22 protein-coding genes are annotated in these 24,008 nt (G+C 63.7%); 1 reads left to right on the forward strand and 21 read right to left on the reverse strand.

Features of this window, described 5'->3' with window-relative positions:
• Positions 1-329: 329 nt before the first annotated feature.
• A complete protein-coding gene (locus XaplCFBP3123_RS06630; RefSeq protein WP_104533786.1) occupies positions 330-3,839 on the reverse strand; it encodes a glycosyltransferase in 3,510 nt (1,169 codons plus the stop codon).
• A 60-nt stretch (positions 3,840-3,899) separates the two neighbouring features.
• Here XaplCFBP3123_RS06630 and XaplCFBP3123_RS21880 point away from each other — a divergent pair, with 60 nt between their 5' ends.
• Entirely contained in the window at positions 3,900-4,052 is a 153-nt protein-coding gene (locus XaplCFBP3123_RS21880) for a hypothetical protein (protein WP_172453134.1), read from the forward strand.
• A gap of 121 nt (positions 4,053-4,173) precedes the next feature.
• On the opposite strand, the gene XaplCFBP3123_RS06635 is transcribed toward XaplCFBP3123_RS21880, so the two are convergent.
• The 20 genes from XaplCFBP3123_RS06635 to flgK form a co-directional block, all read right to left on the reverse strand.
• Complete coding sequence (locus XaplCFBP3123_RS06635) at positions 4,174-5,697, reverse strand: FkbM family methyltransferase (protein ID WP_104533361.1); 1,524 nt, start codon at positions 5,695-5,697, stop codon at positions 4,174-4,176.
• Positions 5,694-6,317, reverse strand: a complete 624-nt coding sequence (locus XaplCFBP3123_RS06640; RefSeq protein ID WP_104533362.1) for a UDP-3-O-(3-hydroxymyristoyl)glucosamine N-acyltransferase — start codon at positions 6,315-6,317, stop codon at positions 5,694-5,696. The genes XaplCFBP3123_RS06635 and XaplCFBP3123_RS06640 overlap by 4 nt, the downstream gene beginning before the upstream one ends.
• Positions 6,307-7,452 (reverse strand): aromatic ring-hydroxylating oxygenase subunit alpha, encoded by a 1,146-nt coding sequence (locus XaplCFBP3123_RS06645; RefSeq protein WP_104533363.1) that lies wholly within the window; start codon positions 7,450-7,452, stop codon positions 6,307-6,309. The genes XaplCFBP3123_RS06640 and XaplCFBP3123_RS06645 overlap by 11 nt, the downstream gene beginning before the upstream one ends.
• 3 nt (positions 7,453-7,455) lie before the next feature.
• Positions 7,456-8,106, reverse strand: coding sequence for an acetyltransferase (locus XaplCFBP3123_RS06650; protein WP_104533364.1), 651 nt, complete (start codon positions 8,104-8,106; stop codon positions 7,456-7,458).
• Complete coding sequence (locus XaplCFBP3123_RS06655) at positions 8,106-8,858, reverse strand: SDR family NAD(P)-dependent oxidoreductase (protein WP_104533365.1); 753 nt, start codon at positions 8,856-8,858, stop codon at positions 8,106-8,108. The genes XaplCFBP3123_RS06650 and XaplCFBP3123_RS06655 overlap by 1 nt, the downstream gene beginning before the upstream one ends.
• Complete coding sequence (locus tag XaplCFBP3123_RS06660) at positions 8,855-9,628, reverse strand: SDR family NAD(P)-dependent oxidoreductase (protein WP_104533366.1); 774 nt, start codon at positions 9,626-9,628, stop codon at positions 8,855-8,857. Before XaplCFBP3123_RS06660 ends, XaplCFBP3123_RS06655 begins: the two co-directional genes overlap by 4 nt.
• The gene (locus XaplCFBP3123_RS06665; protein WP_104533367.1) at positions 9,625-10,665 is read right to left on the reverse strand and encodes a ketoacyl-ACP synthase III; all 1,041 of its coding nucleotides are present in this window, start codon (positions 10,663-10,665) and stop codon (positions 9,625-9,627) included. The genes XaplCFBP3123_RS06660 and XaplCFBP3123_RS06665 overlap by 4 nt, the downstream gene beginning before the upstream one ends.
• Position 10,666: 1 nt before the next feature.
• The gene (locus tag XaplCFBP3123_RS06670; RefSeq protein WP_104533368.1) at positions 10,667-10,891 is read right to left on the reverse strand and encodes an acyl carrier protein; all 225 of its coding nucleotides are present in this window, start codon (positions 10,889-10,891) and stop codon (positions 10,667-10,669) included.
• A 64-nt stretch (positions 10,892-10,955) separates the two neighbouring features.
• Positions 10,956-12,065 (reverse strand): DegT/DnrJ/EryC1/StrS family aminotransferase, encoded by a 1,110-nt coding sequence (locus tag XaplCFBP3123_RS06675; protein WP_104533369.1) that lies wholly within the window; start codon positions 12,063-12,065, stop codon positions 10,956-10,958.
• Positions 12,066-12,183: 118 nt separating this feature from the next.
• Positions 12,184-13,668, reverse strand: a complete 1,485-nt coding sequence (locus tag XaplCFBP3123_RS06680; protein WP_104533370.1) for a sigma-54 dependent transcriptional regulator — start codon at positions 13,666-13,668, stop codon at positions 12,184-12,186.
• On the reverse strand, positions 13,661-14,044 hold the full coding sequence (locus XaplCFBP3123_RS06685) for a response regulator (RefSeq protein ID WP_016904817.1): 384 nt from the start codon (positions 14,042-14,044) through the stop codon (positions 13,661-13,663). Before XaplCFBP3123_RS06685 ends, XaplCFBP3123_RS06680 begins: the two co-directional genes overlap by 8 nt.
• 8 nt (positions 14,045-14,052) lie before the next feature.
• On the reverse strand, positions 14,053-15,453 hold the full coding sequence (rpoN, locus tag XaplCFBP3123_RS06690) for an RNA polymerase factor sigma-54 (protein WP_104533371.1): 1,401 nt from the start codon (positions 15,451-15,453) through the stop codon (positions 14,053-14,055).
• Between the two features lie 222 nt (positions 15,454-15,675).
• Complete coding sequence (locus tag XaplCFBP3123_RS06695) at positions 15,676-16,308, reverse strand: response regulator transcription factor (RefSeq protein ID WP_003482986.1); 633 nt, start codon at positions 16,306-16,308, stop codon at positions 15,676-15,678.
• A 70-nt stretch (positions 16,309-16,378) separates the two neighbouring features.
• Complete coding sequence (locus XaplCFBP3123_RS06700) at positions 16,379-16,945, reverse strand: PilZ domain-containing protein (protein WP_104533372.1); 567 nt, start codon at positions 16,943-16,945, stop codon at positions 16,379-16,381.
• Complete coding sequence (locus XaplCFBP3123_RS06705; protein ID WP_104533373.1) at positions 16,945-17,238, reverse strand: hypothetical protein; 294 nt, start codon at positions 17,236-17,238, stop codon at positions 16,945-16,947. Before XaplCFBP3123_RS06705 ends, XaplCFBP3123_RS06700 begins: the two co-directional genes overlap by 1 nt.
• Before the next feature lie 8 nt (positions 17,239-17,246).
• A complete protein-coding gene (gene fliS, locus XaplCFBP3123_RS06710; RefSeq protein WP_104533374.1) occupies positions 17,247-17,660 on the reverse strand; it encodes a flagellar export chaperone FliS in 414 nt (137 codons plus the stop codon).
• Between the two features lie 150 nt (positions 17,661-17,810).
• The gene (fliD, locus tag XaplCFBP3123_RS06715) at positions 17,811-19,136 is read right to left on the reverse strand and encodes a flagellar filament capping protein FliD (protein WP_104533375.1); all 1,326 of its coding nucleotides are present in this window, start codon (positions 19,134-19,136) and stop codon (positions 17,811-17,813) included.
• A 270-nt stretch (positions 19,137-19,406) separates the two neighbouring features.
• Positions 19,407-20,606 carry a flagellin gene (locus XaplCFBP3123_RS06720; RefSeq protein ID WP_104533376.1) on the reverse strand — a complete coding sequence of 400 codons (1,200 nt, stop codon included), beginning with the start codon at positions 20,604-20,606 and terminating at the stop codon, positions 19,407-19,409.
• Between the two features lie 318 nt (positions 20,607-20,924).
• Positions 20,925-22,130, reverse strand: coding sequence for a flagellar hook-associated protein FlgL (flgL, locus tag XaplCFBP3123_RS06725; RefSeq protein ID WP_104533377.1), 1,206 nt, complete (start codon positions 22,128-22,130; stop codon positions 20,925-20,927).
• Positions 22,130-24,004 carry a flagellar hook-associated protein FlgK gene (gene flgK, locus XaplCFBP3123_RS06730; RefSeq protein WP_104533378.1) on the reverse strand — a complete coding sequence of 625 codons (1,875 nt, stop codon included), beginning with the start codon at positions 24,002-24,004 and terminating at the stop codon, positions 22,130-22,132. The genes flgL and flgK overlap by 1 nt, the downstream gene beginning before the upstream one ends.
• Positions 24,005-24,008 lie beyond the last annotated feature (4 nt).

The raw sequence follows: 24,008 nt of genomic DNA on the forward strand, positions 1-24,008 counted from the left end.
CACCAGTGCAAGCGGCGTGCCGAAACCGCGCCGGGATTCCGGCGCGGGGCGTTCTTGGGGCGCCTGTGGTAATCGCCTCGCAGCGATATCGCCCCCATCCGCCCTTCGGGCACGTTCCTCCGCGCGCGGGGAAAGGAAGCCGGTGGGTGGTCACCGGTGGGTGGTCAGCTGCAGTGCAACCGACAGATCACGCCCAGCCAGACATTTCCTTCTCCCGCTGGTGGGAGAAGGTGGCGCGTAGCGCCGGATGAGGGCAGTACCGTCAATTCACACGCGGCCAGACATCCGTTCTACCGCAAAAGGAAAAACGCTGAAGCGGCGTACCTGCGCTAGTCGGGCAACCATGCCGCGCGCCACCGATCAAGATTGCTGCCGGTCAGCATCCAGTCGCGGCGTACCACCTCACGCAATGCCGCTCCCTTTGCCGCTGAAGCGGCCGGGTCGGCCAGATGCTCGCGGATCGCGCCGATCCAGTCGCGGTAGCGGTTCTTCACCAGGGTCACCGGCAGGTTGCCCTGGTAGCAGCGCACATCGCTGGCGATCACCGGATAGCCGCAGGCGCCGTATTCCAGCAAGCGCAGATTGCTCTTGCACGCGTTGAACAGGTTTTGTTCCACCGGCGCCAGCGCCAGATCCAGATCCAGCGCCGCCAGTGCGGCAGGGTAATGCTCGATCGGCACGCCGGGCTGGAACTGATGGATGTGCTGGCGCAACGCGAACGGGTACATCCCCATGAACACCCATTCGACCTCGTCGGCAAGCTCGCGCACCACATCGGCGATCAGTTCCAGGTCGCCGGTGTGGCTGGCGCCGCCGGCCCAGCCGATGCGTGGCTTGCCGCCCTGGCGTTGCTTACGTTCGCTCCGTGCGGGCAGGTGGTCCCACCAATGCGGCGGCAGGCGATTTTCGGCCACGCGGATGTCGCTATGCAACCCGGCGAACGCCTCGGCCAGCGCCGGAGTGGACACCACGAAGCGGTCCACCATGCCCAGCCCACGCCGCACTGTCTTGAGGATGTCCTTGGGCATGTGCTCGCGATGCGCGTTCTTCAGCGGCAGGTTGGGCAGATAGTCGTCCAGCTCGTACACCTTGAATGCGCGCGACAGCACCTTCATCCGCCGCATCGCTTCCAGTCGCGGCTCGCCGACCTGGCGTTGCAGGATCACCACGTCGGGATCCTGGCGCGCCAGCTCGCTGATTTCCAGATAGCCGTTGAACAGCACGCCTTCGACCATGCCGGCCTCGCGCAGGGCGCGCAACGGCTGGATCACCCGGTAGTGGCCGCAACCTTCGATATCGGCGGGCAGGGCGATCATCGTCGGCAGCGGTCGCCACGATTGCAATGGCCGCCAACTGGCGCGCGGGTCGGCCAGCTGGAAGCCGGCACCGGGATCCAGCGAGAATCCCGGGTTGTAGGCCGGGTCGTTGGCCATCACCGGCAGCCAACGCGCGTACATCGCTTCTTCGTCGAGCGCAGTGGCGGGTATTGCGTCGGGCGGGTCGATCAGCAGCTGCGCGCGCGCGGCGTAGACATTGAGATAGCCGGCCTGCTGCAGGCGCAGACACAGATCGACATCGCTCCATTGCGCCAACGCCGGTTCCTGCGCAAAACCGCCAGCGTCCAGAAACAGCTGGCGCTGCAGCATCAGACATTGGCCACTGAGCGCGCTGTAGTTCTGATCCAGTTGCAGGCGCTGCAGATAGCCCGACTCGTCGAACGCCGCGCCGTCGAAGGCGCGTGCTGCGGGTGCCCCCAGGCCCAGCAGCAAGCCGGCGTGATGCACGGTACCGTCGCCACGCAGCAGCTTGCCGGCCACCGCGCCGACCTCCGGACGCAGCGCGTGGTTGAGCAGCTGCGCCAGCCAATCGGCCTTGATCGCTGCCGCGCCGGCTGCCAGCCACAACAGCAGCTCCCCACGCGCCTGCCCGGCCGCGGCATTGCAGGCCGCCTCGCGCGAGGGCGCACCGTCGAAGCGCAGCACGCGGATCTGCTGCAGGCCGAGATTGTCGATGCCCGCCAGCCAGTCGCGCAGCGCCGGCTCGGCGCTGTCGCCGCGATCCAGCAACAGCAGCTCGTAATGCGGGTAGCCGGTGTTGGCGAGCACGCTTTCCAGGCAGCGTTGCAGCTGCGCCAGGCGTCCATCCACCACCACCAGAATGCTGACCAGCGGCTGCTGTGCATGCCGGTAATCCACCGCATGCCGGCCGGGGCCGATGCTGCTCACCACCGCATCCACATAACCGCGTGCGGCAAGATGGCGGCTGATGGCGCGCCGTTCGTCTTCGTCGCCATGCCGCGTGCTGGCCGATGCCACCAGCAAGGGTTCGGCGATGTGCTGGATGCAGGCCAGGCCGTAGCGTTCGACCAGCCCAAATTGGTAATCCAGTTCGAAAGCGTCGCCCGTTCCAGTCGGAAAGCCACCATCGGCCAGCAGCGTGCGGTGCCGGAACAACCAATGCCGCGACATCGTCGACGGCGCACCCAGCAACATGTCCAGATACAGCGCCGGCCGCATCGCCAAACCCAGCTGATCGCCGTCCAGCGCGACCACTTCGTCGGCGTAGACGGCCTGACACGCGTCCGGCAGCGCGAGCATCTCCAACGCCAGCATCAGCAGGCCGCTGGCGGTGAATAGGCTACCGGCTTGGACCAGCAGCACCCAGTCGATGGACTGTTGTGCGGCGATGGTCCGATTGAGTGTGGACACCAGCCCGCCCGCGCCGATCAGCGCACCGCGCTCGCCGTGCCCGGCGGCTTGCTGCGGCGAGCTGCTGATCACCCAGGTCTGCTGATTCGGATAACACGCCACCGCCGCCAGGCTGGCCTGGGTGGCGGCCACCGCTGCCGCATCGCCTTCGCTGTCGATCACCATCACTGCGATCCGCGGGCCGCCCGCATGCGCCTGCAGGCGCGCATCGATCAAGGCGCGCTGGACCTTGCTGGGATGACGCACTCCCAACCAGGTGGACGGCGACACGCGCTCGGCCATTCCTGCGCTCTGCATCAACGCGTTGACCAGGTCCACCGACTTGAACACCCGCGCCTTGTGCGGGCTGAGCGGGGCGACGCGTACCTGGCGGTTGTCGCCGCTGTCGCGTCGCCAGCCGAGTTGGCGGATGCCCTGGCGCAGGTCTTCGTGACCTTGATCGCCGATGCCCGGCTGATCGCGGCCGGCCTGACTGAACTGCGCGCTGGATACGCGAAAATGCGTGAGCGGGCTGGACAGCAGGGCCAGGTTGCCGTGCCGCAGCAGCTTGACGTAAATCGCCAGATCGCCGACCCAATGGATGGCCTTGCCGTTCAACATCATCAGCTCGCCACCCAGCGCCACCAGGTCGGCGCGCCGTGCAAGCACGCAACTCGGCTCGCCGATGAAGTTGATGGCATGGTCGGCCAGGAACGACACCAGCTCCGGCCCGTCGATCAGCACGTCGTCGGCAAACGGGAAGCTGGTGGCCAGGATGTCCGGCAATGGGGCGCCGTCGTCGTCGATACGCAGCCTGCGCGAGGACGCCAGCACGGTGCCGGGGTTGCGCTCCATTGCGCCGACCAGTTGTGCGATGCAGTCCGGTTGCAGCACGTCGTCGTCGTGCAGGAACTTAATGTAAGTGCCCTGCGCAAGGCTGATCCCTTTGAGCTTGCTGCCGAGCTCGCCAAGGCGAGCTGGATTGCGGAAATAGCGGATCGGGAAAGGGCATTCCTGCACATGCCGCGCGACGCATTGCTCGATCAGCGCATCGACACTGTCGTCGCAGACGATCAGCTCGAGCCTGGGGTAGGACTGCAGAACTACGCTCCTAAGCGCTTCATCGAGATAGCGCAGCTTGTAGGCGGGCATCACGATGCTGACAAGCGCACAGGTGGCGGAGCGATCTTCTGGGTGGTGCATCATGGGCCAATGAGCCGTTCGAAAAACGAGTTGATAAGGGAGCCGTACTTCCAGGTCGTTGGAAATGCAGTTGAGCTTCAGGCGGCGCCCGAACAGCGCTTTCAGAAGACCATAGGAGATGTCTCCATTTCCGATGTGCCGGCCTCTGATGTTGCCTTGTGACGGCCCTAGGTGTTTCAGGAAGTCCGATATTTCCGGGGATTCAGGAAGGGCCGAGTTGAAAAGAAGGTTTTGCGGGCGTCAGTCATCGCTCTATCTCTCCAACTCGTGAATTTCCCCCGGCTTACGTCGCCCAGGGCGGCGGTGCGGCACCGGCGACGGGCGATGCATACAAAACGAGGTCGTAGTAGTGGCCGGGAGAGTGCTGGCGTAGGCGGAAGTGATAGCCATCGACCAATTTGTCCAGTTGTTCCACGATATCCAACAGATCCTGGGCGTAGTGGTATACACAAATGGCCATGCGGGGGCGCTGGGTACGGATGAGCTGAGATGCGCCTTCTAGTGCCCTGGCTTCGAACCCTTCGATGTCCAACTTCAGTAGCGTCAGCTTTTCCAACTCGTCGTCCAGGCGTGTCGTAGCCACGGAGATTCCGCCATCCGGTGATACATGGCTGGAAACGGTGCCGGTCTGCTCGAAGCGCAGCGTCGTATGTTCGTTGGAGATGGCTTTTTTTATGGCCTTGAAGTTATGCGGAGGAAGGGGGAGGGCGCTTGCGATGCCCTCCAATTTCTGGAAGTTGATGCTATCGGGTTCAAAGGCGGTGATGCTTTCGTAGTGATGGCGGGATGCTTCCAGAAACTTGTGGACGATGGGGCCCTGGAAGGCACCGCCATCGCAAAAATGTTCACGCTGGCCCAGCTGGAACGTGCTGCTATCGGCGTATGTTGAAAAGTACTCGTTGATCGGCGTAGCCCAGCAGTCCAACAGGAGGCTGGAATCGTAGGTCAGGCGGAACAACAGGTTGCTGTAGAGCGTAAAAACGCTGAAATCGTCGTCCAGCCGATCTGCAAAACGCAGAAATTCGTCCAGGCGCGCAAGCGTCCGCTGACGGTATACCCGGGCAGACTCGTATACGGCGGGCAGCCCACAGTGAGCAACGGCCAGGCAGGCATCTACCCTTTCAATGCCTGCTTGTTCGCAGAGCTTGCGGGCCAGGCCCGATTCTCCCGGGCTGTAAGAAAAATCGATGGCCAATGCCTGGGAATGCTGGGCCGCTTGTTCGATGAACTGGCGCGAACTCCAACGCGGCACCCCATGAACGGTGTCGCTGTCGCTTGGCTGGTCATCGACGGCGGCAATGACATGGCTGGAGTGCTGGACGATCTTTGGGCCATAAATGTCGCCAATGCCCGAGCGCGGTTGGAGCAGAAACAGGGGGCGCTGCTCGAAACGTGGGATCAGCGGATCCAGGGAGGGCGCAACGCTCAGTTGCTCGATGCCCGCGCTGGTGCAGAGGTCATTTGCAAACGCCCGTCCGCGCGGGCTGCAAGAGAAATCGATGGCGATCGCATCGGCATACTGCCCCGCCTTGGCAAGAAACTCCTGGCTGCTCCAGCGCGGCGCGCCGTGAATGCGGTCCAGGTGGATGCTTTGGTCATCAATTGCCGCAACAACATGGCGCAGGTCGGCAACGACCCTGGGACCATGCGCCACGCCTGCATAGGACTCTGGAGCGACGAGGAATACAGGGCGGTTGGCAATCGCGGGCAGGCGCGCAATGACATCCTCGAGTGCAGGGCGCTCCTGCTCCGCAATACGGAGAATCCGTTGGCGAAGCTGCTCAGTTCTTGAGTTCATGAACGTCATCCCTCGTAGGTATGAATGGGGGTGTCGTAGCGGGCGTCGAAATAGGTCTTGGCAGGCACGTCCTCGCAGTAGACGCGCGACCAGCCAAGTTCGCAGCTTCGTCCCACCTTGACGCCCCCACTCACGATGGCGCCGGTCCGCAGGATGCTATTGCCGCCGATCTCGACGCCCGCACCGATTTGCACACCGTTCTCTATCCAGCATGACGATTTGACGCGGCATGCCGGTCCGAGGTGCGCGCCGGCATGGATGACGGTGTTGTAGTCGATCCTGCACCCGTGCCCGACGACAGCATGGGCACCCACGAATGCGTTGAGCCCGATGACCGTGTCAGAGCCGATGGCTGCGCTGGAGTGGATGAAGGGCTCCAGCTTGAAGCCACGTTCCATCGCTGCCTGCATCAGTTCCATGCGCTTGAAGTTGCCGAAGCGTTCGTCGAAAGCCACGAACATGGCCCCGTCGGTCGGATTCAGCCCATCCAGCACGCCAAGATCGAATTCGTGTTCCGCGTCTTGTGGCACGTCGATCCTGATGACCGTCTCGTCCTGACGCGCCTGCTTCCAGGCATGAAAGACCAGGTCGAGGTAGTCGCCGCTGCCGATGATCCACCTAGATGTCATGTTCGGTCTCCATCAGCATCGTGTACCAGCGTTCGACCAGGCGATTCATGGATTCATAGGCACCCTGGGTGGGTAGCGGAGCGTCTGTGTGCAAGGCGGACTGCACCCGCTCCATGATGTCCACGTCTTCGCCCACCACCACCTTGCTGCCGTGCATCTGTGCCAGTAGCACCTGGCTGGAAGAACCGTAAGGCTGTTTCCTGCGCGCGCTAAACCAATAGATTTCCAAATCGGTCCTGTCCGGCGCAACGGGGATATGGTGTTCCAGGGTGAATGAATAGCCGCCGTTGGAACTTGCGATATGCATGTTCGGAAAGGCCAACCAGTTGAAGTAGGCATCCTGCTTGCCCCAGCGTTCCACTTTATCGTGCCAGCCGAAGTGCTTGAGGTTGGGTATGGGAGCTTCCGGGCCGCCGAAACTGAAGCGGCGCACCTCGCGCCTCAAGGCAGCGGGCGAGCTGTCTTGCAAAGCTTCCATGGACTCCTTGGCATGTTCTTCGTTTACCTCGGCAAAGAAGCTGACGCTCTTGGCCAGGGTCTTGGGGTGGACGAAGCGCGGGTGGTTGGCGTCCCGCAGATTCTCGTAGGCCAGCTTCCAGTTGTACCGGCCATGCCATGTGGTCACCATGACCTCAGTGTCATAGGCGTTGGAACTACTTTCCAGCAAGGCGATGAAGTCTGCCGAAAACTGCTCCTCGATCGGCATCGGGTCGGGATCGAGGTTGACGAACAGCAGGTTGCCGATGGCGCGCAGTGAGAATTCGCGCAGCTTCAAGTTGTCCTTCTCACCATTATCCAGGCGATAGATCGCATCGCAGTCCGGGATGTTCTTTACCCGGCCTTGTTCGTCGTAACTCCAGGCGTGGTACGGGCACACCAAAGGCCGGCAACCGATAGAACCGGTTTGAATCAGTGCACTGCGGTGGAGGCAGACGTTCTCGAACGCACGGATTTGGCCATGGAAGTTCTGGATCACCAGGGGAATGCCCGCGATCTTGCGAGTGATGAAGCAGTTGTTTTCCCGCAGCAGTGTCTTGAGCCCTGCAAACAACCAAACCCGACGGAAGATCTTGCGCTGTTCGCGCTCAAAGATTTCCTGCGACAGGTAATACTTGGGGTGCATCCGGGAGCGCATGGATCAGTCTGTTGGAATGTTTTTGTGGAAAACAATTTTGGCCGGATTGCCGAACACCGTGGCGCCGGCCGGTACGTCCTTCATGACCACCGCGCCGGCTCCGATGACCGCGCCTTCACCGACCTTGACGCCTGGCATCAGGGTGGCGCGCGGGTGCACGGTGACGAAGTCGCCAATCTGCACGCCGCCGCCCATGAATGCCATAGCGCCAACGTGCACGTAGTCACCGATGCGTACGTCGTGCCCGAGCATGCTCTGGGCATGGATGGTGACAAAGTCGCCGATGCGCACGTCCGGTCTGGAATGGACCAGTAGGCCAAAGAAGCAGCCCTGGCCGAAATGCACCCGCCTGCCCAGGCGGACGTCGGTACAGATTGGAATGAACCGCCCGCCTTTTTCGAGGATCGGCAGAGCGTAGCGGTGGCGGTCGTAGGGATTGCCCATCGCACAAACGAATACATCGTCAGGCTGTGGCAGGTAGCTCATCGGATCGCCGATGATCGGTGTGTCGACACCGTAGCTGTCTAGGATATCGGCGCGGCTGTCCAGGAACCCGCCGATCAGCCAGTCCTTGCCATGCCCGACATCGTTACGCATTTGCTCCAGGACTTCGCGGCCCCAGCCGCTGGCGCCGATAATGAGTGCGCGGTCCATCAGAGCACCGCCCCGCCGTCCATGACCAGGCTGGTGCCGGTCACCCAGCGGCTGGCGTCGGACAGCAGGTAGACCGCAGCGTTGGCGACATCTTGCGGTGTGCCCAGACCCAGTGGATGGCGCGCGCGTTGTTGGTTCAGTAGTTCGTTGAGACCGTTGTCCTCACCCCAAAGGCGCGGAGTGGGAACGGCCGATGGCGAAATCCCATTGACTCTCACGCGGTGCTTCGCCTGTTCCAAAGCTAAGCACCGGATAATGCCCAGCAGGCCGGACTTCATTGCCGAGTACGGCCCCACGCCGCGTGTACCAATATGCGCGGAGGTGGACAGCATGAACACGATGGAGCCTTGCGCGTTAATGGCATTGGCTTGCAGCAGACGCTGCGTCAGCATGACCGGTGCCAGGAAATGAACTTGGTACATGCGCGTCATCAGTTCTTCCTTCAGCTGGCGGATCGGCGACAGCATCTGCCCGCCGAAGCAGTGCACGACGCCGTCGATGCGCTGGCTGGCTTGCACCAGGCGCTCCCGGTCCTGCGAAACAGTCAGGTCGGCCTGCACCTGCACATGCGCGTCGCCGGCCAGTTGCGCATGGGTTTGCTGGAGACGGCCGGGATCGCGAGCGCTGATGACCAAGCGCGCGCCGCGCCGTGCGCAGGTCAGTGCGATTTCCTGGCCAAGGCCGGACGATGCGCCGGTGACCAGTATGGTCTTGCCAGTTAAGGAAAAGGCTTTGCGAGTCGGATTGCTCATGCGTAGATGTCCATCGGCACGGTCAGGCCACCATCTACGACGAAGTAGTTGCGGGTGACCCAGCGACTTGCGTCGGACAGATAAAACACCGCCGCGTAAGCCACGTCTTCCGGTTCGCCCAGTCCCAGCGGGGTCAGTTTGGCGTGCTCGTCGATGTTGCCGCCGCTCTGATTGAGGCCCTCGAGCATTGGCGTGCGCACGTAGCCGGGCACGATGCAGTTGGCGCGGATACCGTGCTTGGCCACTTCCAGTGCCAGAGTGCGCATTGCGCCGAGCAGGGCTGCCTTGCTGGCAGAGTAGGCGGCAGTGGCCACAGGACCGATGTGCGAGCCCACCGCCGAGATGAATAGGATCGAGCCTTTGGCATTGATGCGCTTTTTCGCCAGCAGGCCACGCGTCAGTAGCAGCGGTGCATAGACATTACTGGCGAAGGTTTCGTCCAGTTGCGCGCGGTTGATCATCCGGAATGGTGCTAGCCGGGCGATGCCTGCCGCGTGTGCGACGCCATCCAGGGCACCGACCGAAGCCACGAGATGGTCGATGTCCTCCTGCTTGTCCAGGTTGGCGATTACCTGCTCATGCCCGGTGCCTTCAAGTGCGGCGAAGGTCTCGGCCAGGCGGCCTTCGTCGCGGCCGCTGATGACCAGTTGTGCGCCGATCTGCGCGCAGCTCAGCGCGATCTGTCGTCCAATGCCTGACGACGCGCCGCTGACCAGGATGCGTTTGCCGTGCAACGAGAATGGGTCGTTCGGATCGAGGGCGGTATTCACGACTCGATCAACTCAGGAAAGATCGCGCCTTCGATATCAACCAGGCAGGTACCCCAAGACAACCCGATCCCGAAGCCTGAAAGAAGTACACGCTTGGGGCTAGATTCCAGTTCCTTGTTGATCCGTACGGTCATGGTGAGGGGCAACGATGCGCCGCTCGTGTTGCCGAAGTCGCGCAGGGTGGATGGCACCTTTTCGACCGCAAGGCCGAGCTTCTTGCGAATGGTCTCGTTGATCATCCGGTTGGCCTGGTGAAACACGAAATAATCGATGTCGTCCTTGTTTACACCGGCATATGCGATCAATTTTTCAACTGCGGGAGGGACGCGCTGGGTCGAGAAGCTGAGCACGGCTGTGCCATCGAGTTGCAGATCGGTGGCCTGGTGCCAGCGATCCTTCTCGTTTTCACGATAAGGCAGTAGGTGCTGCATGGCGACCGGTTCGCGGTGGCCGCCCACCGGCAGGATGATCGCCCTGTAGCCGCTGCCATCGCTGTTGAGGTCGAAATGCATCGGTGCTGCGTTCTGATCGAACTCTAGGGCGGTGGCGGTGCCGGAATCGGAGAAGATCGGGTCCTCCAGATTGGCACTGCGGTCGCCGACCAGCAGCAGTCCTTTTTTGACGCCGCCGGCGGCGATCATCGAGCCGAGCAGATTGATGCCGAATGGGTAGGCCGAGCAGCCCAGGTTGACGTCGAAGGCCACCGTGGCATGCGACAGGCCCAGCCGGTCCTGCAGGATGATGGCGGTGGCCGGGATCGGGTAATCCGGCGATTGCGTCACCACGATCAATGCATCGATCTCCTCACGCTTCCACTGCAGCTTTTCCAGCAGCACCTGCGTTGCATCGAAGGCCAGGTCGGAAAAACACTGCCACTCCGCGGCCATGCGGCGTGTCTCGATGCCGATGTTGCGCACCAGCCGCTCGCGCTCGGAACGGATCTGCGGCCGGCAATCGGTGAGATTGGACACCACCCGCTTCGGCACGCAGGTCGCCATGCCGGCAAAGCGGACGTTGTGCAGCGTGGAGGTCGGCATGTTACGCCTCGGTCAGTTTGTAGAGATCGCCCACAGTGACGGCGGCGGTCAGGTCGTCGCCTGTGATGGTCTTGCCGTACTCCATGTCGAACATGACGATCACCCCCAGCGCAGCCAGCGAATCCCACTCCGGCAATTCCAGCAGCACGGTGTCCAGCGTGACGTCCACCGGTTCCTGGAAGTCGGTGGCGGAGAGGAAGTTCTCGATAAATGTTGCCTCGGTCATGCGATCTCGCCTGGTTGCCTGTTGAAGAGATGGGAGTCTGAAATGCAGGTGCAGCGTGTTGCGTTCATGTTGCCTGTTGCCCGGCGATCAGATCGGCAATGGTATCGACCTGTTCGCTGGTCAAGCCGGGAAAGATCGGCAGACACAACACCTGTGCGGCCACCGAGCGCGCCACCGGCAGCCATGCCGGCGCCGAGGAAGGCAGGGCGCGATACATCGGAAAGTCGCTGATCAACGGATAGAAGTAACGTCGTACCAGAATGCCGTGTTCGCGCATCAACTGATACAGCGCGTCGCGCGGCAGCGGGTAGTCGTCCTGCACCAGGATCGGAAAATATGCGTGATTGGCGCTGGAATGCTGCGGTGCTGCGACGCAGCGGATGCCGCGCACCTCGCTCAATCGTTGCCGGTACTGCGCGTCGATGGCGCTGCGTTGCGCAATGGCCTCGTCGATATGCTTGAGCTGCAACAGGCCGAACGCCGCGCTGATCTCGGTCATCTTGCCGTTGATGCCCGGTGCCACCACCGTGGTTTCGTCGACGAAGCCGAAATTCTTCAGATGCCCGATGCGTTGATAGGTTCTTTCGTCCGGGCACACGATGGCGCCGCCTTCGAAGGTGTTGAACACCTTGGTGGCGTGGAAGCTCAGCACGCTCAGGTCGCCGTGGCGCAGGATCGAGCCGCCATCATCGCGCACGCCGAAGGCATGCGCCGCGTCGTAGATCACCTTGAGGTTGTAGATGTCGGCGATGCGCGTGATGGCAGCGGTATCGCAGGCGGTGCCGTAGCAATGCACCGGCATGATGGCGGTGGTCTGCGGGGTGATGGCCGCTTCGATCTTGGACGGATCCATGTTGAGCGTCACCGGGTCGATATCCACGAACACCGGCGTGATGCTTTTCCACAGCAGCGAATGCGCAGTGGCCACGAACGAGTAGGGCGTGGTGATCACTTCTCCGGTGATGCGCAGCGCCTGCAGGGCGGTGATCAACGCGGTGGTGCCGTTGGTCAGCAAGGCCAGGTGCGGCACGCCCAGGTACTCGCACAACGCGCGTTCGAGCGCGCGATGCATGTCACCGCCGTTGCTGAGAATGCGGCTGGTCCAGATCTGCTCCAGGTAGGGCAGAAATTCTTCCAGCGGCGGCAGCAGCGGACTGGTGACAGGGATGGGCATCAATGCCTCGGCAGGTGCTGGTGAATGTCGGGATTCCGCCGCAGCCGACGGCGGCGGACGGGGCGATCCTGCTGAAGCAAGCGCTATGCCAGCAAGCAGGGCTAGGAGACCGGCCCGCTCAGTTCGCCAGCTCTGTCTGCTCGCGATCGATGCCGTACTTGCGCAGCTTTTCCACCAGCGTGGTGCGGCGCAGGCCGAGCAGTTGCGCTGCATGCGCCACCACGCCCTGGGTGCGTTCCAGCGCCTCGTTGATCAGCGCCAGCTCGATGTTGGCCATGTGGCCACGTAGATCGATGCCATCGTCGGGCAGGCTGGAGCTGGTCGCCGGCTCGGCATCGGCTGTCGTGGGCTGCAGGGTCACCACATTGCCCGGCAGCGCACTGTCTTGGACGGGGGCGGCAGCCAGCGCCGGTTCGGGCGCAAGCTCGACCGCAATGGGCGCGGCAAAATCACCGCGGTAGCGCGCCGGCAGGTCCTGCACGCGCACCAGTCCGCCCGGATGCAGTACCGCCAGGCGCTCCACCAGATTGGTCAGCTCGCGTACGTTGCCCGGCCAGTCGTAGCTGCGCAGCGCCTGCAGGGCTTCGTCGGCAAAGCGCACTTCGCCGCGTCCGGTGCGTGCCAGTTGCCCGGCGATGGTCTGCACCAGCATGGCCAGGTCGTCCACGCGTTCGCGCAGCGCCGGCATCTCGATCGGGAACACGTTGAGGCGATAGAACAGGTCCTCGCGGAACTGGCCGTCGCTGATGCGGGTTTCCAGGTTGCGGTGGGTCGCGGCGATCACGCGCACGTTGCAACGGATGGTCTGGCCACCGCCGACGCGCTCGAAGCTGCGCTCCTGCAGCACGCGCAGCAGCTTGACCTGCATCGGCAGGCTCATGTCGCCGATCTCGTCCAGCAGCAGGGTGCCGCCCTCGGCCATTTCGAAGCGGCCCTTGCGGGTGCTCAGCGCGCCGGTGAAGGCGCCTTTTTCGTGGCCGAACAGTTCGCTTTCCAGCAGGTCGGGCGGGATCGCGCCACAGTTGATCGCCACGAACGGCCCGTCGCGCCGCGGCGAATGCTGGTGGATGGCGCGCGCGACGACTTCCTTGCCGGTGCCCGATTCGCCCAGCACCAGCACAGTGGTGTCGAATGCGGCCACCTGGTCGATCAAGCGGCGCAGGCGGGTCACGGCCTCGCTGTTGCCGGTCGGACCGGTGTCCTGCTGCACGCCGGCCTGATGTTCGGCATCCAGGCGCTTGAGGCTGGCACGACGCAACAAGGCTTCCAGCTGCGTATGCCGCAGCGGCGTGTCCAGCGTCCAGACATTGGCTTCGTGCAGGCCGTGGGCCTGCGCAAACGCGCCCGGGCTGCCTTCCATCAACAATATCGGTGGTTGCTGCTTGGCATCCGCCAGCCAGTCGAAGAACTTGTCGGCCTGTGCAGCGTCCTGCGCCGAGCCCACCATCACCGCCATCCATTCGTCGTGGCGATGTCGGCCAGGATTGATGTCGGCGCCGTCTGTGACCCAGCGTGGATTGAAGTCCATGAATTCGAGCAGCGAGACGGTGCGCTCGGCGCGCACGGCATCGCTGTCGATCAACAGAATGCGGGACTCACTCATTCCTCGCTCCTTCCGTCAGGCCCTCCAGGATTGGCATGACTTCCTGGATATAGGACAGCTTGCTAACAAAATTGTCAGCACCCGCGCGAAGAGCATGTTCACGATGCTCTGCATCGTCGAAGTGGCTCGCGATGACAATATACGGCGGATCGTCCTGCGTCTTGATCAGACGTGTCGCCTGCAGTCCGCCCATCTCCGGCATGGCCAGGTCCATCAGCACGACATTGGGGCGCAGCGACTCAGAGCGCTCGATCGCTTCCAGGCCATTTGCGGCACTGCCCACGATATCGAGCCATTCCACTTTGCGAAAATGACGCATCGCAGCGTTGATGAAGCCCTCGTGGTCGTCGACCAGCAGCACGGTGAGTTTGCTCATAGTAGTCCTTATCCTGCCCGGGCAAGCAGCGGTTTGTTGATGCGGCGGCGCTCGCGTGCCGGGGCGATGTCGAGTTGTTCGCGGTACTTGGCCACAGTGCGACGGGCAATGTTAACGCCCTGGCGCGACAACAGCCCGGCGATGGCTTCGTCGGCCAGCGGCCGACCGGCCGGCTCGCTTTCGATCAGTCGGCGCACCATCGCCTTGACCGCCTGGCCGGAGACGCTGGCGCCTTCCAGGCGCACGGCAAAGAAGTGCTTGAGCTCGAGGGTGCCGCGCGGGGTCTGGATGTATTTGCCGGTGGTAATGCGCGAAATCGTCGATTCGTGCATGCCGATCTCATCGGCGATTTCCTTCAGCGTCAGCGGTGCCATCGCTTCTTCGCCACGCACCAGGAAGGTGGCCTGGCGTTCGACGATGGCGCGCGTGGCACGCAGCAGGGTCTCGTAGCGCATCGACAGGCCGCGGGTCAGCCAGCGCGCTTCCTGCAGCATCTCGCGCAGCGGCTGGGCGGCGTCGCCGGCCTCGGCCAGTGCGCGTTCATGCACCGGGTTGATGCTCACCCGATGCGTGGTGGCCGGGTTCAACGCCACCCGCCAGCTGCCGTCGGCGTGCCAGGCGAGCACGTCCGGAATCACGCTGGCGTTGCTTTCCTGCATCAGGTCGTCGCCGGGCCGCGGCTGCAGCGACAGGATCAGTCGTACTGCTTCGCGTGCGTCGTCCACTTCGGCATCGTGCGCGCGCGCCAGCACCGGATAGTCGTGGCTGGCCAGCAGGTCCAGGTCGCCGGCAAGGATGCGCGCAGCCAGATGACGCGCAGGCACACGGCCGGGCAGGGCGCTCAGCTGGGCCTGCAGGCACTCGCGCAGGTCGCAGGCGGCCAGGCCGGCCGGGTCGCCGTGCAGCAGGCGCTGACGGACCGCTTCCACTGCCTGCACGGTCATGCCAAGACGGGTCGCGCCGAGCTGCTGCAGCGTCGCCAGGGCTTCGGTCAGATAGCCGGCGTCGTCGGTCTGCTCCAACCAGAATGCGGCGGCCCCCAATGCGGCCTCGTCCAGATCCAGCGCCAGATCGCGCAGGATGCGCACGTGCGAGTCGGTGGATTCGCCGGCTGCCACGCGCTGCATGCGGTCGTCGTCGTCGCCGTTCCAGCTGCTGCCCTGCACGTCCCACATCGTGCTTTCCGGCAGTTCGTCGAAGGCGGCGACATCGGAAGCGCCCTCGTCGCTGGTCGCGGCGGCGTCGCTGTCGGCCAGCTCATCCAGTTCCAGCAGCGGATTGGTTTCCAGCGCGCGACGAATTTCCAGTTCCAACTGCATGCCGTCCAATTGCAACAGACGGATCGACTGCAGCAACTGCGGGGTCAGGTGCAGTTGCTGACCAAGCTGGGCGGAAATGGTCGTCTTCATCGAAGCGCTTCCGGAAGGCGCTGCACGTGGCAGCGATGGAACGCATCTTGCAGGACAAGACGACGGGTTTCTAATCAGGGAATCGCGCGAGGCGATTCGTGATTTTCCTGACAGGGTGTGGGGAATTCCCTGACGTTCAATGCAGGCTCAAGCGTGTCCGCCGGAATCCCGTCACTGTTTTCGACGCTGGCGGTCGTTTCCGGTCACCGCGCAGCGGTTTGCTCAAACCAGCTCGTTGTGATGCTTGGCGGCCAGCAACACGAGATCGTTGGCGCGCCGGCAACCAAGCGATTCCATCATGCGCGCGCGATGGGTCTCCACCGTCTTGACGCTGATGCCGAGGTCGGCGGCGATTTCCTTGTTGCTCTGGCCGCGGCCGATCTCGCGCAGGATCTCGCGCTGGCGCGGCGACAAGGCGGCAATACCGACTGGTTTTTCGCGGCCCAGCATCGGCGCAATCATCTTTGACGAAATCTGCGGGCTCAGGAACACCTGGCCGGCTGCTGCTGCACGCAACGCCAATTCCAGCTCGAGCGGCGCCGCATCCTTGACCACGAAGCCGACGGCGCCGCGATCCAGCGCGTCGCGCACGTGCACCGGGTCGTCGTGCATCGACATCATCACCACATGCGTGCGCGGTGCAGCACGCAACACATCGGTCATGGCATCCAGGCCGCTGCGGCCGGGCAGGGACAGATCCATCAACACCAGGTCGGGCCGGTGCAGGGATGTCATGTCCAGGGCTTGCTGTGCGTTGCTGGCCTCACCCACGACATCGATGCCGGCGAAGGTTTGCAGCAGCCTGGACAGGCCGGCACGGACAAGGGTGTGATCGTCGACGATGATGACTCGCACGGCGCAGAAGAGACCTTTTTTCAGTAAAGGGCACCTTAGCCGACCCGGCGCCCCGCGCCAACAGGTGGTATCAGCGCTGGCGGCGGGCGTCGGCGACCTGACGGCGATGCAGGCGGAACAAATGGCGTTCCAGCGCGTCCTGCAAGCCCGGCGAAAGCGGCGCAAACCGCAGCCATAGCCAGTGATCGTGGCCATCGCTTGCGCTTGCCAGGACCTCGGCAGGAAGCTGTACCAGTTCAGGAAGCCAGTCGGAGGGTTGCAGGCAAACGCTACCCAGCGTGCCCGGCGGATGGCTGCTTGCGCAGCTCAGACGGATTCCGCGTACCGACCAGTACACGTTCGCCTGGATCAGTCCGGTGTCGCCCTGCTGCACCAGACGGCCGATCAGGGCCAGGATCAGGTCGAGCTTGGCGTCCATGCGTTGCACCAGCAGCGGCAGCTCGCCACGGTCTTCGCTGGTGTCTTCGCTGCGCAGGTCTTCCACCTGGCCCAGGCTGCGCAGCATGGTTTCCGCGGCGCTGTGCGAGCCGGCGTCGCTGCCGGCACGGAAGCCGGCCGGTAGACGCACTTCGCAGCTGAGCGTGTCGGCGAACAGCGCGGCATCGGCGGATGGCGCGAGTGTGCCGAGCGCGGGCATCAGATCCGTCCGACCCGTGCGTAGGCGCGGCTGGCCGACGAGGACGTGCGCTGCGCGCGAATCAGATCCAGCAGCTTGCGCCGGCGCTCGAGCATCATCCGCATCAGATCCTGCTGCATGGCCTGCAGCGTCTGCAACGCTTCGCGGTCCTGACTCAGGTCCACCTGCTGCGCGTACTCGCGCAGGTGCAGATCGTGGGTGTCCAGCATGAACGGCATCACCTCGAATTCCTCCTGCGCCATGGCGAGGCGGATGTCGGCGATTTCGGCTTGAAGGCTCTGCGCGCTATGCATGGTATGACTCACGAAACGGCAGAAAGGCCGCGTTGATTGAGGGGGATGGAATTCCACGCCGAGTCGATTTCGCTGAGCAATTCCAGCGCCTCGGTCAACGCAGTTTCGTCGTTGTGCAGGTTGGCGGCAGTCAGCCGCTGCATCACGTAGTCGTAGAGCGCCGACAGGTTACCAGCGATCTCGCCACCGGCTTCATGATCGAGCGAGCCGTTCAAGTGACCGACGATCGCGCAGGCTTCGCCGATGGCCTTGCCCTTGCGCGCCTGGTCGCCCTGCGCCAGGCAGGCCTGGGCCAGACGGATGCGCTGGCAGGCGCCGGCGAACAGCAGCGATACCAGCTTGTGCGGGTCTGCTTCGGTCACGCTGGTGGACACGCCGACCTTGCGGTATTGCTCGGCATACTGACGATTGGAACCGTACATGGATGACTCCTCAATGGGCTGACCTTCGCGGATCCCGGAGCGCTGCGCTCGGGCGACGACGCTCCTGCCGGAAGGCAAGGCCGAAATCACGATAGGCCCTTCTTGTATCGGCAAGACCATTGCGGGACTTGAGGATCGTCTTCACGGAAATCAGCTCGTCAGCAGGCTGCTGAGCGAACTGGTGCTGCTCTGCAGCTTGCTGATCATGGTTTCCATCGCGGTGAACTGCGCGGTGTAGCGATCGCTGAGCTTGGTCATGCGTGCGTCGAGGTCGTCCAGGTCCGACTCGTAGCCCTTGATCTGCTTGTTCAGGCTGTCCGAGCGCATGGTCAGGGTGCCGTCGTTGACGTTGACGTTGCTGTCGAGCAGCTTGGTCATGCCGGAGCCGAACTTGCTGTCCTTGCCGAACACCTCGGCGGCGGCACCACCATCCTCGGCGATGGCGGTATCGAACTTGCCGCCATCGAAGCTCATCACGCCGTCCTTGTCGATGGTCAGGCCGAGCCCCTTGAGTTCGATGAGGTTGCCGCTGACCTGGCCGCGCAGCTGCTGCTGCAGGCCGCGCACCAGCGAGTCGCCGGTCAACGCTGCGGCCGTCTTGGTGGTGGCGTCGTAGGCGCTGCTCTTGGCCAGCAAGGTGTTGGCGGTGTTGTAGGCGGCGGCGTAAGCGGTCAGGTTGGCCTTGATGCCGCTGGTATCGGCAGCCACGCCAAGCGTGACCTTGGTGCCTTCGGCGGCCTTGGTGAGGTTGAGCACCACGCCCGGCACGATATCGCTGATGGTGTTGGAGCTGGAGGTGCGTTCGAAGCCGTCCACGCGCACCACCGCATCGGTCGCGGCCACGGACTGGGTCAGGCCGCCGGTGACGCCGGAGCCATAGGTGAGGCTGCTCAGGCTCGGGTCGCTGGCGCTGACGGTCAATGCCCCCTTGGTACCGGAGTCGACCGCGTTGAACACCAGGTGCTGGCCGTCGTTGGCCGTCACCACGCTGGCGGTGACGCCCTTGCCACCGGCCGCCTTGTTGATGGCGGCGGCGATGTCGGTGAGCTTGTCGGTGCCGCTGATGTCCACGGTGATGCTTTTTTCGCCATATCCGATCGTCAACGTGCCGCTGCCGACGGTGGCATCTGCGACGAACGCGCCTGAGGCGAGCTTTTGCGCACTGGCCAGCGAGACCACTTCCACCGAGTAGTTACCCGGCGCGGCCGAACTGGTTGTGGTGGCGGTGAAGCCGGCATCGGTCGGCACCGTCGCCTTGTAAGCATTGGTGTCGGCGCTGCTGACGACCTTGTCCAGCGCGGACTTGAGCGTGGTCATGCTGCTCTTGATCTGGCTGATCGCCGACAGTTGCGTCGTGGCGGCGGCTCCGGCCTTGTTGATACGCGCCTGCTCCGGGTCTTTCTGCCGGGAGACTAGGGTGGACACCACAGTTGGGATGTCCAGACCGGAGCCGGAAGTGCTGATCACCGATGCCATGTTGCGTTCCTCGTCTGGGCGTCCAAGCAAGGATGGACGCATGGGATTACGAGACGGGTATCGGCCGCATCCGCGAGGACTTTAGCGGCGGCGATCCGTAGCGCTCACGAGATTGGGTGATGCAATTTCCATGCCGGCAGGGTGCGTCAAAAAAACCCGCGCCAGGAAACAGTGCTGTGCGATCGCGCCAAAATCTGCGGGCGAAAAATCTGCGGCCACAAAAAAGCCCCTCCGAAGAGGGGCTCTGGACTTGCTGCGACGCGCTGCCGATTACTGCAGCAGGCTCAGCACGTTCTGCGGAACCGACTTGGCCTGGGCCAGCATCGCGGTACCGGCCTGCTGCAGGATCTGCGTGCGGGTCAGCTCGGCGGTTTCCTTGGCGTAGTCGGTGTCGCGGATACGGCTACGCGAGGCCGACAGGTTTTCCGAGGTTGCGCTCAGGTTGGCGATGGTGGAGGTGAAGCGGTTCTGCACCGCACCCATGTCGGCGCGCGAGGAGTTGACCGCGGTCAGCGCCTTGTCGACGATTTCCAGGGCCTGCTGCGAGCCGGAGAACGTGGAGATGTCCAGGGTGCTCAGGGTCGAGGCGGCGGAGCCGGAAGCGGCCGAGGCGGTGGTGATGCCGGCGCCGACGGTGATGCCGGTGGCACTGGAGGTACCCGCCGTCAGCGAGGTGAAGTCCTGGCCAGCCTTCAGCGATTCGATCTGCATGGTGCCGTCGGTCTTGATCGAGGCGTACATGCCGGTCTGGTCGAGCTTGTCGTTGATCGCCGCAGCCACCTTCTTGTTGACGTCGGCCGCAGTGTCGCCTGAAGCGACCTTGATGTCGGCGATGGTGATGCTCTTGGCTGCGCCGCTGGCGTCGTTGAACGACAGGCTCATGCCGCTGATCGAGCCGGACGCAGTGGCGGTGCCGGTCACGCCAGCGCCGGAGACGGCGGCAGCGAAGTTGGCCTTGCCCAGCGAATCGACATTGGCGTCGACGATGCTGTTGATGCCGATGGTCTGGCCAGCGTCGGCGCCGACCTGGAACAGCGCGCCGGAGAAGTCGCCGTTCAACAGCTTGGTGCCGTTGAAGTTGGTCTGGTTGGCGACGCGGTCGATTTCAGCGGTGAGCTGCTTGACTTCGGAGTTCAGCGCGTCACGGTCGGTCGGCGAGTTGGTGGCGTTGGACGACTGCACCGACAGCTCGCGGATACGCTGCAGGTTGCTGCCGATTTCGACCATCGCGCCTTCGGCGGTCTGGGCCAGCGAGATGCCGTCGTTGGCGTTGCGCGAGGCAACGTCCAGGCCGCGGATCTGCGTGGTGAAACGCTCGGAGATCGCCAGACCTGCGGCGTCGTCCTTGGCGCTGTTGATGCGCAGACCCGAGGACAGACGCTGGATGCTCGTCGACATGCTCGCGCTGCTGGTGTTGAGGTTACGCTGAGCGTTCAGCGACATTACGTTGGTGTTGATTACCTGTGCCATTTTGATTTCTCCTAAGCGATTTTTCCGGCAAGGGGGACTTGCCCGGAGCCTCCGCAGGGGGGCCATCAAGTTGGCCGTTGCCGCTGCTGAGATGAATAACGGCGTTGCGTCGGGAACCTTTAGCGAAATCCAGTGTTTTTTTTACTGTTTTTCTGCTGCAGGACGAAATACGGAAGCGTTGTGTATCAAGGGGTTTGGTTTATTCGGCAGCACCCCGTGAATCTTTAGCGTTGGTATAACTTTCGACGAATAAACTCCGTCGGCCTGCGCAAGTGCTCGCGCGCAGGAGTGCAGAAAACGCGGGTTTTCTGCTGCAAATCAGCGGATCAGGTTGAACAACGACGACGACTGCATCTGCTGAAAAATCGTTTGAGCGGCCTGCAACGAGGCCTTCTCCAGTTCGTATTGCCCAAGCGCCGATGCGTAGTCCAGATCGCGGATCGACGACAGGGTGGTTTTGAGGGTGACCTCGTTGGATTCGAGCAACGAGTTGGCGTTATCGATCGCCGACAGCTGCGCGCCGCCGGAGGCGCGCGCATCGATCATCTTCGACGAGGCCTGTGCGATGTCGCGCATCGACGACTGCAGCGTGTTGATCATCGCCGCCTTCTGCGGCGGAGTCTGCGTGTCGGAGTTGAGCGCGCCGACCAGGTCGTCGATGGTGGAAAACACGTCCTTGGTGGTGGAAGCGCCGATCTGGAAACTGTCGCCCACCGCCGGTGCGCCGCTGATGCGCATGCGCACGCCGGCCGCGTTGATGTCTTCGCCATCCTTGTAGGTGCCGGTGCCGACCACCGTATTGGTGCTGTCGCGTACCTCGTAGGTGTCGGCGGCGGTGAACTGCACGCTGTAACTGCCGCCGTTCCAGCTGCCGGTGCTGGCATCGCGGCTGAAATCCAGCAGCAGGCCGGTGCCGGTATTGGCGTTGCTGGGGTGCGCATCCACGGTGCCGTCGCCGGTGCGGATACGCATGAAGATTTCGCTGCCGGGCAGGGTGTCGCTGACGAAGGTGTCCGGCGCCACTTCGACCTGTTTCTGGGTCTGGTCGCCGTTGTAGGTGACGCCGCCATTGCTCTTGATGAACGGCGCGCTGCCATCGGCGCTGCCGCCGAACAGATAGCGCCCGGTGCCGTCGGTGCTGTTGGCCAGGCTGACCATGCTGTCGCGCAGCGCGGTCAGTTCCGAGGCGATCGCCTTGCGGTCGTCGGGGCTGAGCGAGGAGTTGTTGGCCTGCACCGCCAATTCGGTGACGCGCGCCATTTTGTCGCCGGCCTGCGACAGGGCGTTCTCCTGCAGGCCGAGGCGGTTCTGCACGTTGTTGGCGTTCTCGCCAAAGCGTGTGATCGCGGCCAGCGCGCGATCCAGGCCGACCGCAGTGCCGGCGGCGACCGGGTCGTCCTTGGCGGTGACCAGACGCTGTCCGCTGGCGAGCTGGGCCTGGATCTGGTTCAGCCGGGACTGCTTGGCCGTCATCGACGACACCGACTGGCTGTACATCATGCTGGTGGAGATACGGTCGGTCATCAGCGTACGGCGCCCAGGATGGCTTGGAAGATGGTGTCGGCGGTGGAAATCATCTGTGCGGCGGCCTGGTAGGCCTGCTGCAGCTTCAGCATGTTGGCGGCTTCCTCATCGAGGTTGACGCCGGAAATCGAGTCGCGGCTGGCCTGCGCCTGGTCGTTGATGACCTCCTGCGCGTCCGAGGCGTAACTGGCCGCACGCGCGGCCGAGCCGACCGAGGTGGTCAGGCCCGACAGCGCGCCGTTGAGCGTGACCGTGCCAGCGCTGAGCGCTTTGGCGTCGTCGATGTTGGCCAGCAACTTGGCGTTGCCGTTGTCGCTGGAGCCGGCGCCGGTGGGGCCGACGCCGAAGCTGTCGCCGGCCTTGGGCGCGCCGTCCAGCGCAAAGCTCCAGCCGTTGGCGCTGATGGTCTGGCCGGCGGTATAGGCGAACGGGCCGGTGCCATCGATGGTGTACTGGTTGGCGTCGATGAACTCCACCGACGCCGGGGTCAGCAGCGCCGGGTTCTGCGCATTGGTGACCTTGACGTCGCTGATCTTGCCGGTGCCCAGGTTGGCCACCGTGGCGGTGGCCTTGACGGGGGTGGCCGCGGCAATCCGCGAGGGGTCGGTGATGGCCACCGACAGGGTGCCGGCCAGCCCGGCGGTGGGCTGCAGCAGGAACTTGTCGCCGTTGGCCGGCGTGCCGCCGACCACCAGGCTGACGCCGTTGAGCACCAGCGGATTGGCCTGGGTGCCGCTGCCGCTGATCGGCACCGCCGACCCGGTGCTGGCGTTGGTGGCCTTCCATGCAGTGCCGTCGAAGCTGAGCGTGACGTTCTGCCCATCCACCGCCGACATGTTGCTGAAGCTGGCACTCAGCGACGCGCTGCCGGTGTTGCCGGGGTTGGCGGCGGTGGTGGGCGAGCCGATGTTGAAGAAGTTGCCGCCCATCGCACCGTACAGATCCATGCCTTGCGCGTGACCGGCATTGAAGGTGCTGGCCATGCCCACGGCCAGGCGACCGAGTTCGGCCTGGGTCGGTTCCAGCACGCTGGTGCGGAATTCCAGCAGGCCGCCGATCTGCCCGCCCAGCGAGCTGGCGCTGAGGCTGACGTTCTGGCCCTGGGTCTGCATCGCCACCTGCAGCTTGGCCGGCTGATACGGGTCGGCGACGGTGGTCAGCTTGGATGAGGTGGTCCCCACCACCAGGGCCTGACCGCCGGCGGTGAAAACATTCATGAAGCCGCCGTCCTGCATCACCGCGGTGCCGCCGGTGTAGCCGACCAGCTTGGACACCAGCGCATCGCGCTGATCGAGCATGTCGGGCGAGGCGCTGTCGATGCTGTTGCCGATGACGCCGTTGATCTTGGCGATCTGCTGGGTCAGGCGATTGACCTCGTCCACCGAGGAGGTCAGGCCGCTGTTGACCTCGTTGCTCAGGCTGTCCATCTGCCCGTTGAGCTGCTTGAAACGCGTCGCCAGCGAGTTGCCGCTGTCGAGCATGCTCTGCCGCTCGGCGGTGGACGAGGCATTGGACGAGACCGCGCTGGTAGAGTCGAAGAAGTTCGACCACAGCCCGGCCACATTGGTGGCGGTGTTGGAGTACAGGCTGTCGACGCGGTTGGACAGCGAGGACAGCTGCTGCAGCCGCGAGAGCTCGCCGCCGCTGTCGAGCAGGCGCGAGGTGGCCAGCTGGTCCGCCACCCGGCTCACGTCGGTGATCTTGGCGCCATTGCCCACGAACGCGTAGCCCATGTCGGTGGGCGTGCGCGTTGCAAATTCCACACGTTGGCGGCTGTAGCCTTCGGTATTGATGTTGGCGACGTTATGGCTAACGGTCGACAACGCCCGTTGGAAGGCGATCAGCGCACTGGTCCCGGTGGACATGATGGACATGGGC

The sequence above is a fragment of the Xanthomonas arboricola pv. populi genome, from assembly GCF_002939945.1.
GTDB classification, from domain to species: Bacteria; Pseudomonadota; Gammaproteobacteria; order Xanthomonadales; family Xanthomonadaceae; genus Xanthomonas; species Xanthomonas arboricola_A.

Coding starts and splice junctions, on each gene's coding strand:
- XaplCFBP3123_RS06630 (WP_104533786.1), bottom strand. CDS start 3,839: ATGCCCGCCTACAAGCTGCGCTATCTCGATGAAGCGCTTAGGAGCGTA.
- XaplCFBP3123_RS21880 (WP_172453134.1), top strand. CDS start 3,900: ATGAGCCGTTCGAAAAACGAGTTGATAAGGGAGCCGTACTTCCAGGTC.
- XaplCFBP3123_RS06635 (WP_104533361.1), bottom strand. CDS start 5,697: ATGACGTTCATGAACTCAAGAACTGAGCAGCTTCGCCAACGGATTCTC.
- XaplCFBP3123_RS06640 (WP_104533362.1), bottom strand. CDS start 6,317: ATGACATCTAGGTGGATCATCGGCAGCGGCGACTACCTCGACCTGGTC.
- XaplCFBP3123_RS06645 (WP_104533363.1), bottom strand. CDS start 7,452: ATGCGCTCCCGGATGCACCCCAAGTATTACCTGTCGCAGGAAATCTTT.
- XaplCFBP3123_RS06650 (WP_104533364.1), bottom strand. CDS start 8,106: ATGGACCGCGCACTCATTATCGGCGCCAGCGGCTGGGGCCGCGAAGTC.
- XaplCFBP3123_RS06655 (WP_104533365.1), bottom strand. CDS start 8,858: ATGAGCAATCCGACTCGCAAAGCCTTTTCCTTAACTGGCAAGACCATA.
- XaplCFBP3123_RS06665 (WP_104533367.1), bottom strand. CDS start 10,665: ATGCCGACCTCCACGCTGCACAACGTCCGCTTTGCCGGCATGGCGACC.
- XaplCFBP3123_RS06670 (WP_104533368.1), bottom strand. CDS start 10,891: ATGACCGAGGCAACATTTATCGAGAACTTCCTCTCCGCCACCGACTTC.
- XaplCFBP3123_RS06675 (WP_104533369.1), bottom strand. CDS start 12,065: ATGCCCATCCCTGTCACCAGTCCGCTGCTGCCGCCGCTGGAAGAATTT.
- XaplCFBP3123_RS06680 (WP_104533370.1), bottom strand. CDS start 13,668: ATGAGTGAGTCCCGCATTCTGTTGATCGACAGCGATGCCGTGCGCGCC.
- XaplCFBP3123_RS06685 (WP_016904817.1), bottom strand. CDS start 14,044: ATGAGCAAACTCACCGTGCTGCTGGTCGACGACCACGAGGGCTTCATC.
- rpoN (WP_104533371.1), bottom strand. CDS start 15,453: ATGAAGACGACCATTTCCGCCCAGCTTGGTCAGCAACTGCACCTGACC.
- XaplCFBP3123_RS06700 (WP_104533372.1), bottom strand. CDS start 16,945: ATGCCCGCGCTCGGCACACTCGCGCCATCCGCCGATGCCGCGCTGTTC.
- XaplCFBP3123_RS06705 (WP_104533373.1), bottom strand. CDS start 17,238: ATGCATAGCGCGCAGAGCCTTCAAGCCGAAATCGCCGACATCCGCCTC.
- fliS (WP_104533374.1), bottom strand. CDS start 17,660: ATGTACGGTTCCAATCGTCAGTATGCCGAGCAATACCGCAAGGTCGGC.
- fliD (WP_104533375.1), bottom strand. CDS start 19,136: ATGGCATCGGTGATCAGCACTTCCGGCTCCGGTCTGGACATCCCAACT.
- XaplCFBP3123_RS06720 (WP_104533376.1), bottom strand. CDS start 20,606: ATGGCACAGGTAATCAACACCAACGTAATGTCGCTGAACGCTCAGCGT.
- flgL (WP_104533377.1), bottom strand. CDS start 22,130: ATGACCGACCGTATCTCCACCAGCATGATGTACAGCCAGTCGGTGTCG.
- flgK (WP_104533378.1), bottom strand. CDS start 24,004: ATGTCCATCATGTCCACCGGGACCAGTGCGCTGATCGCCTTCCAACGG.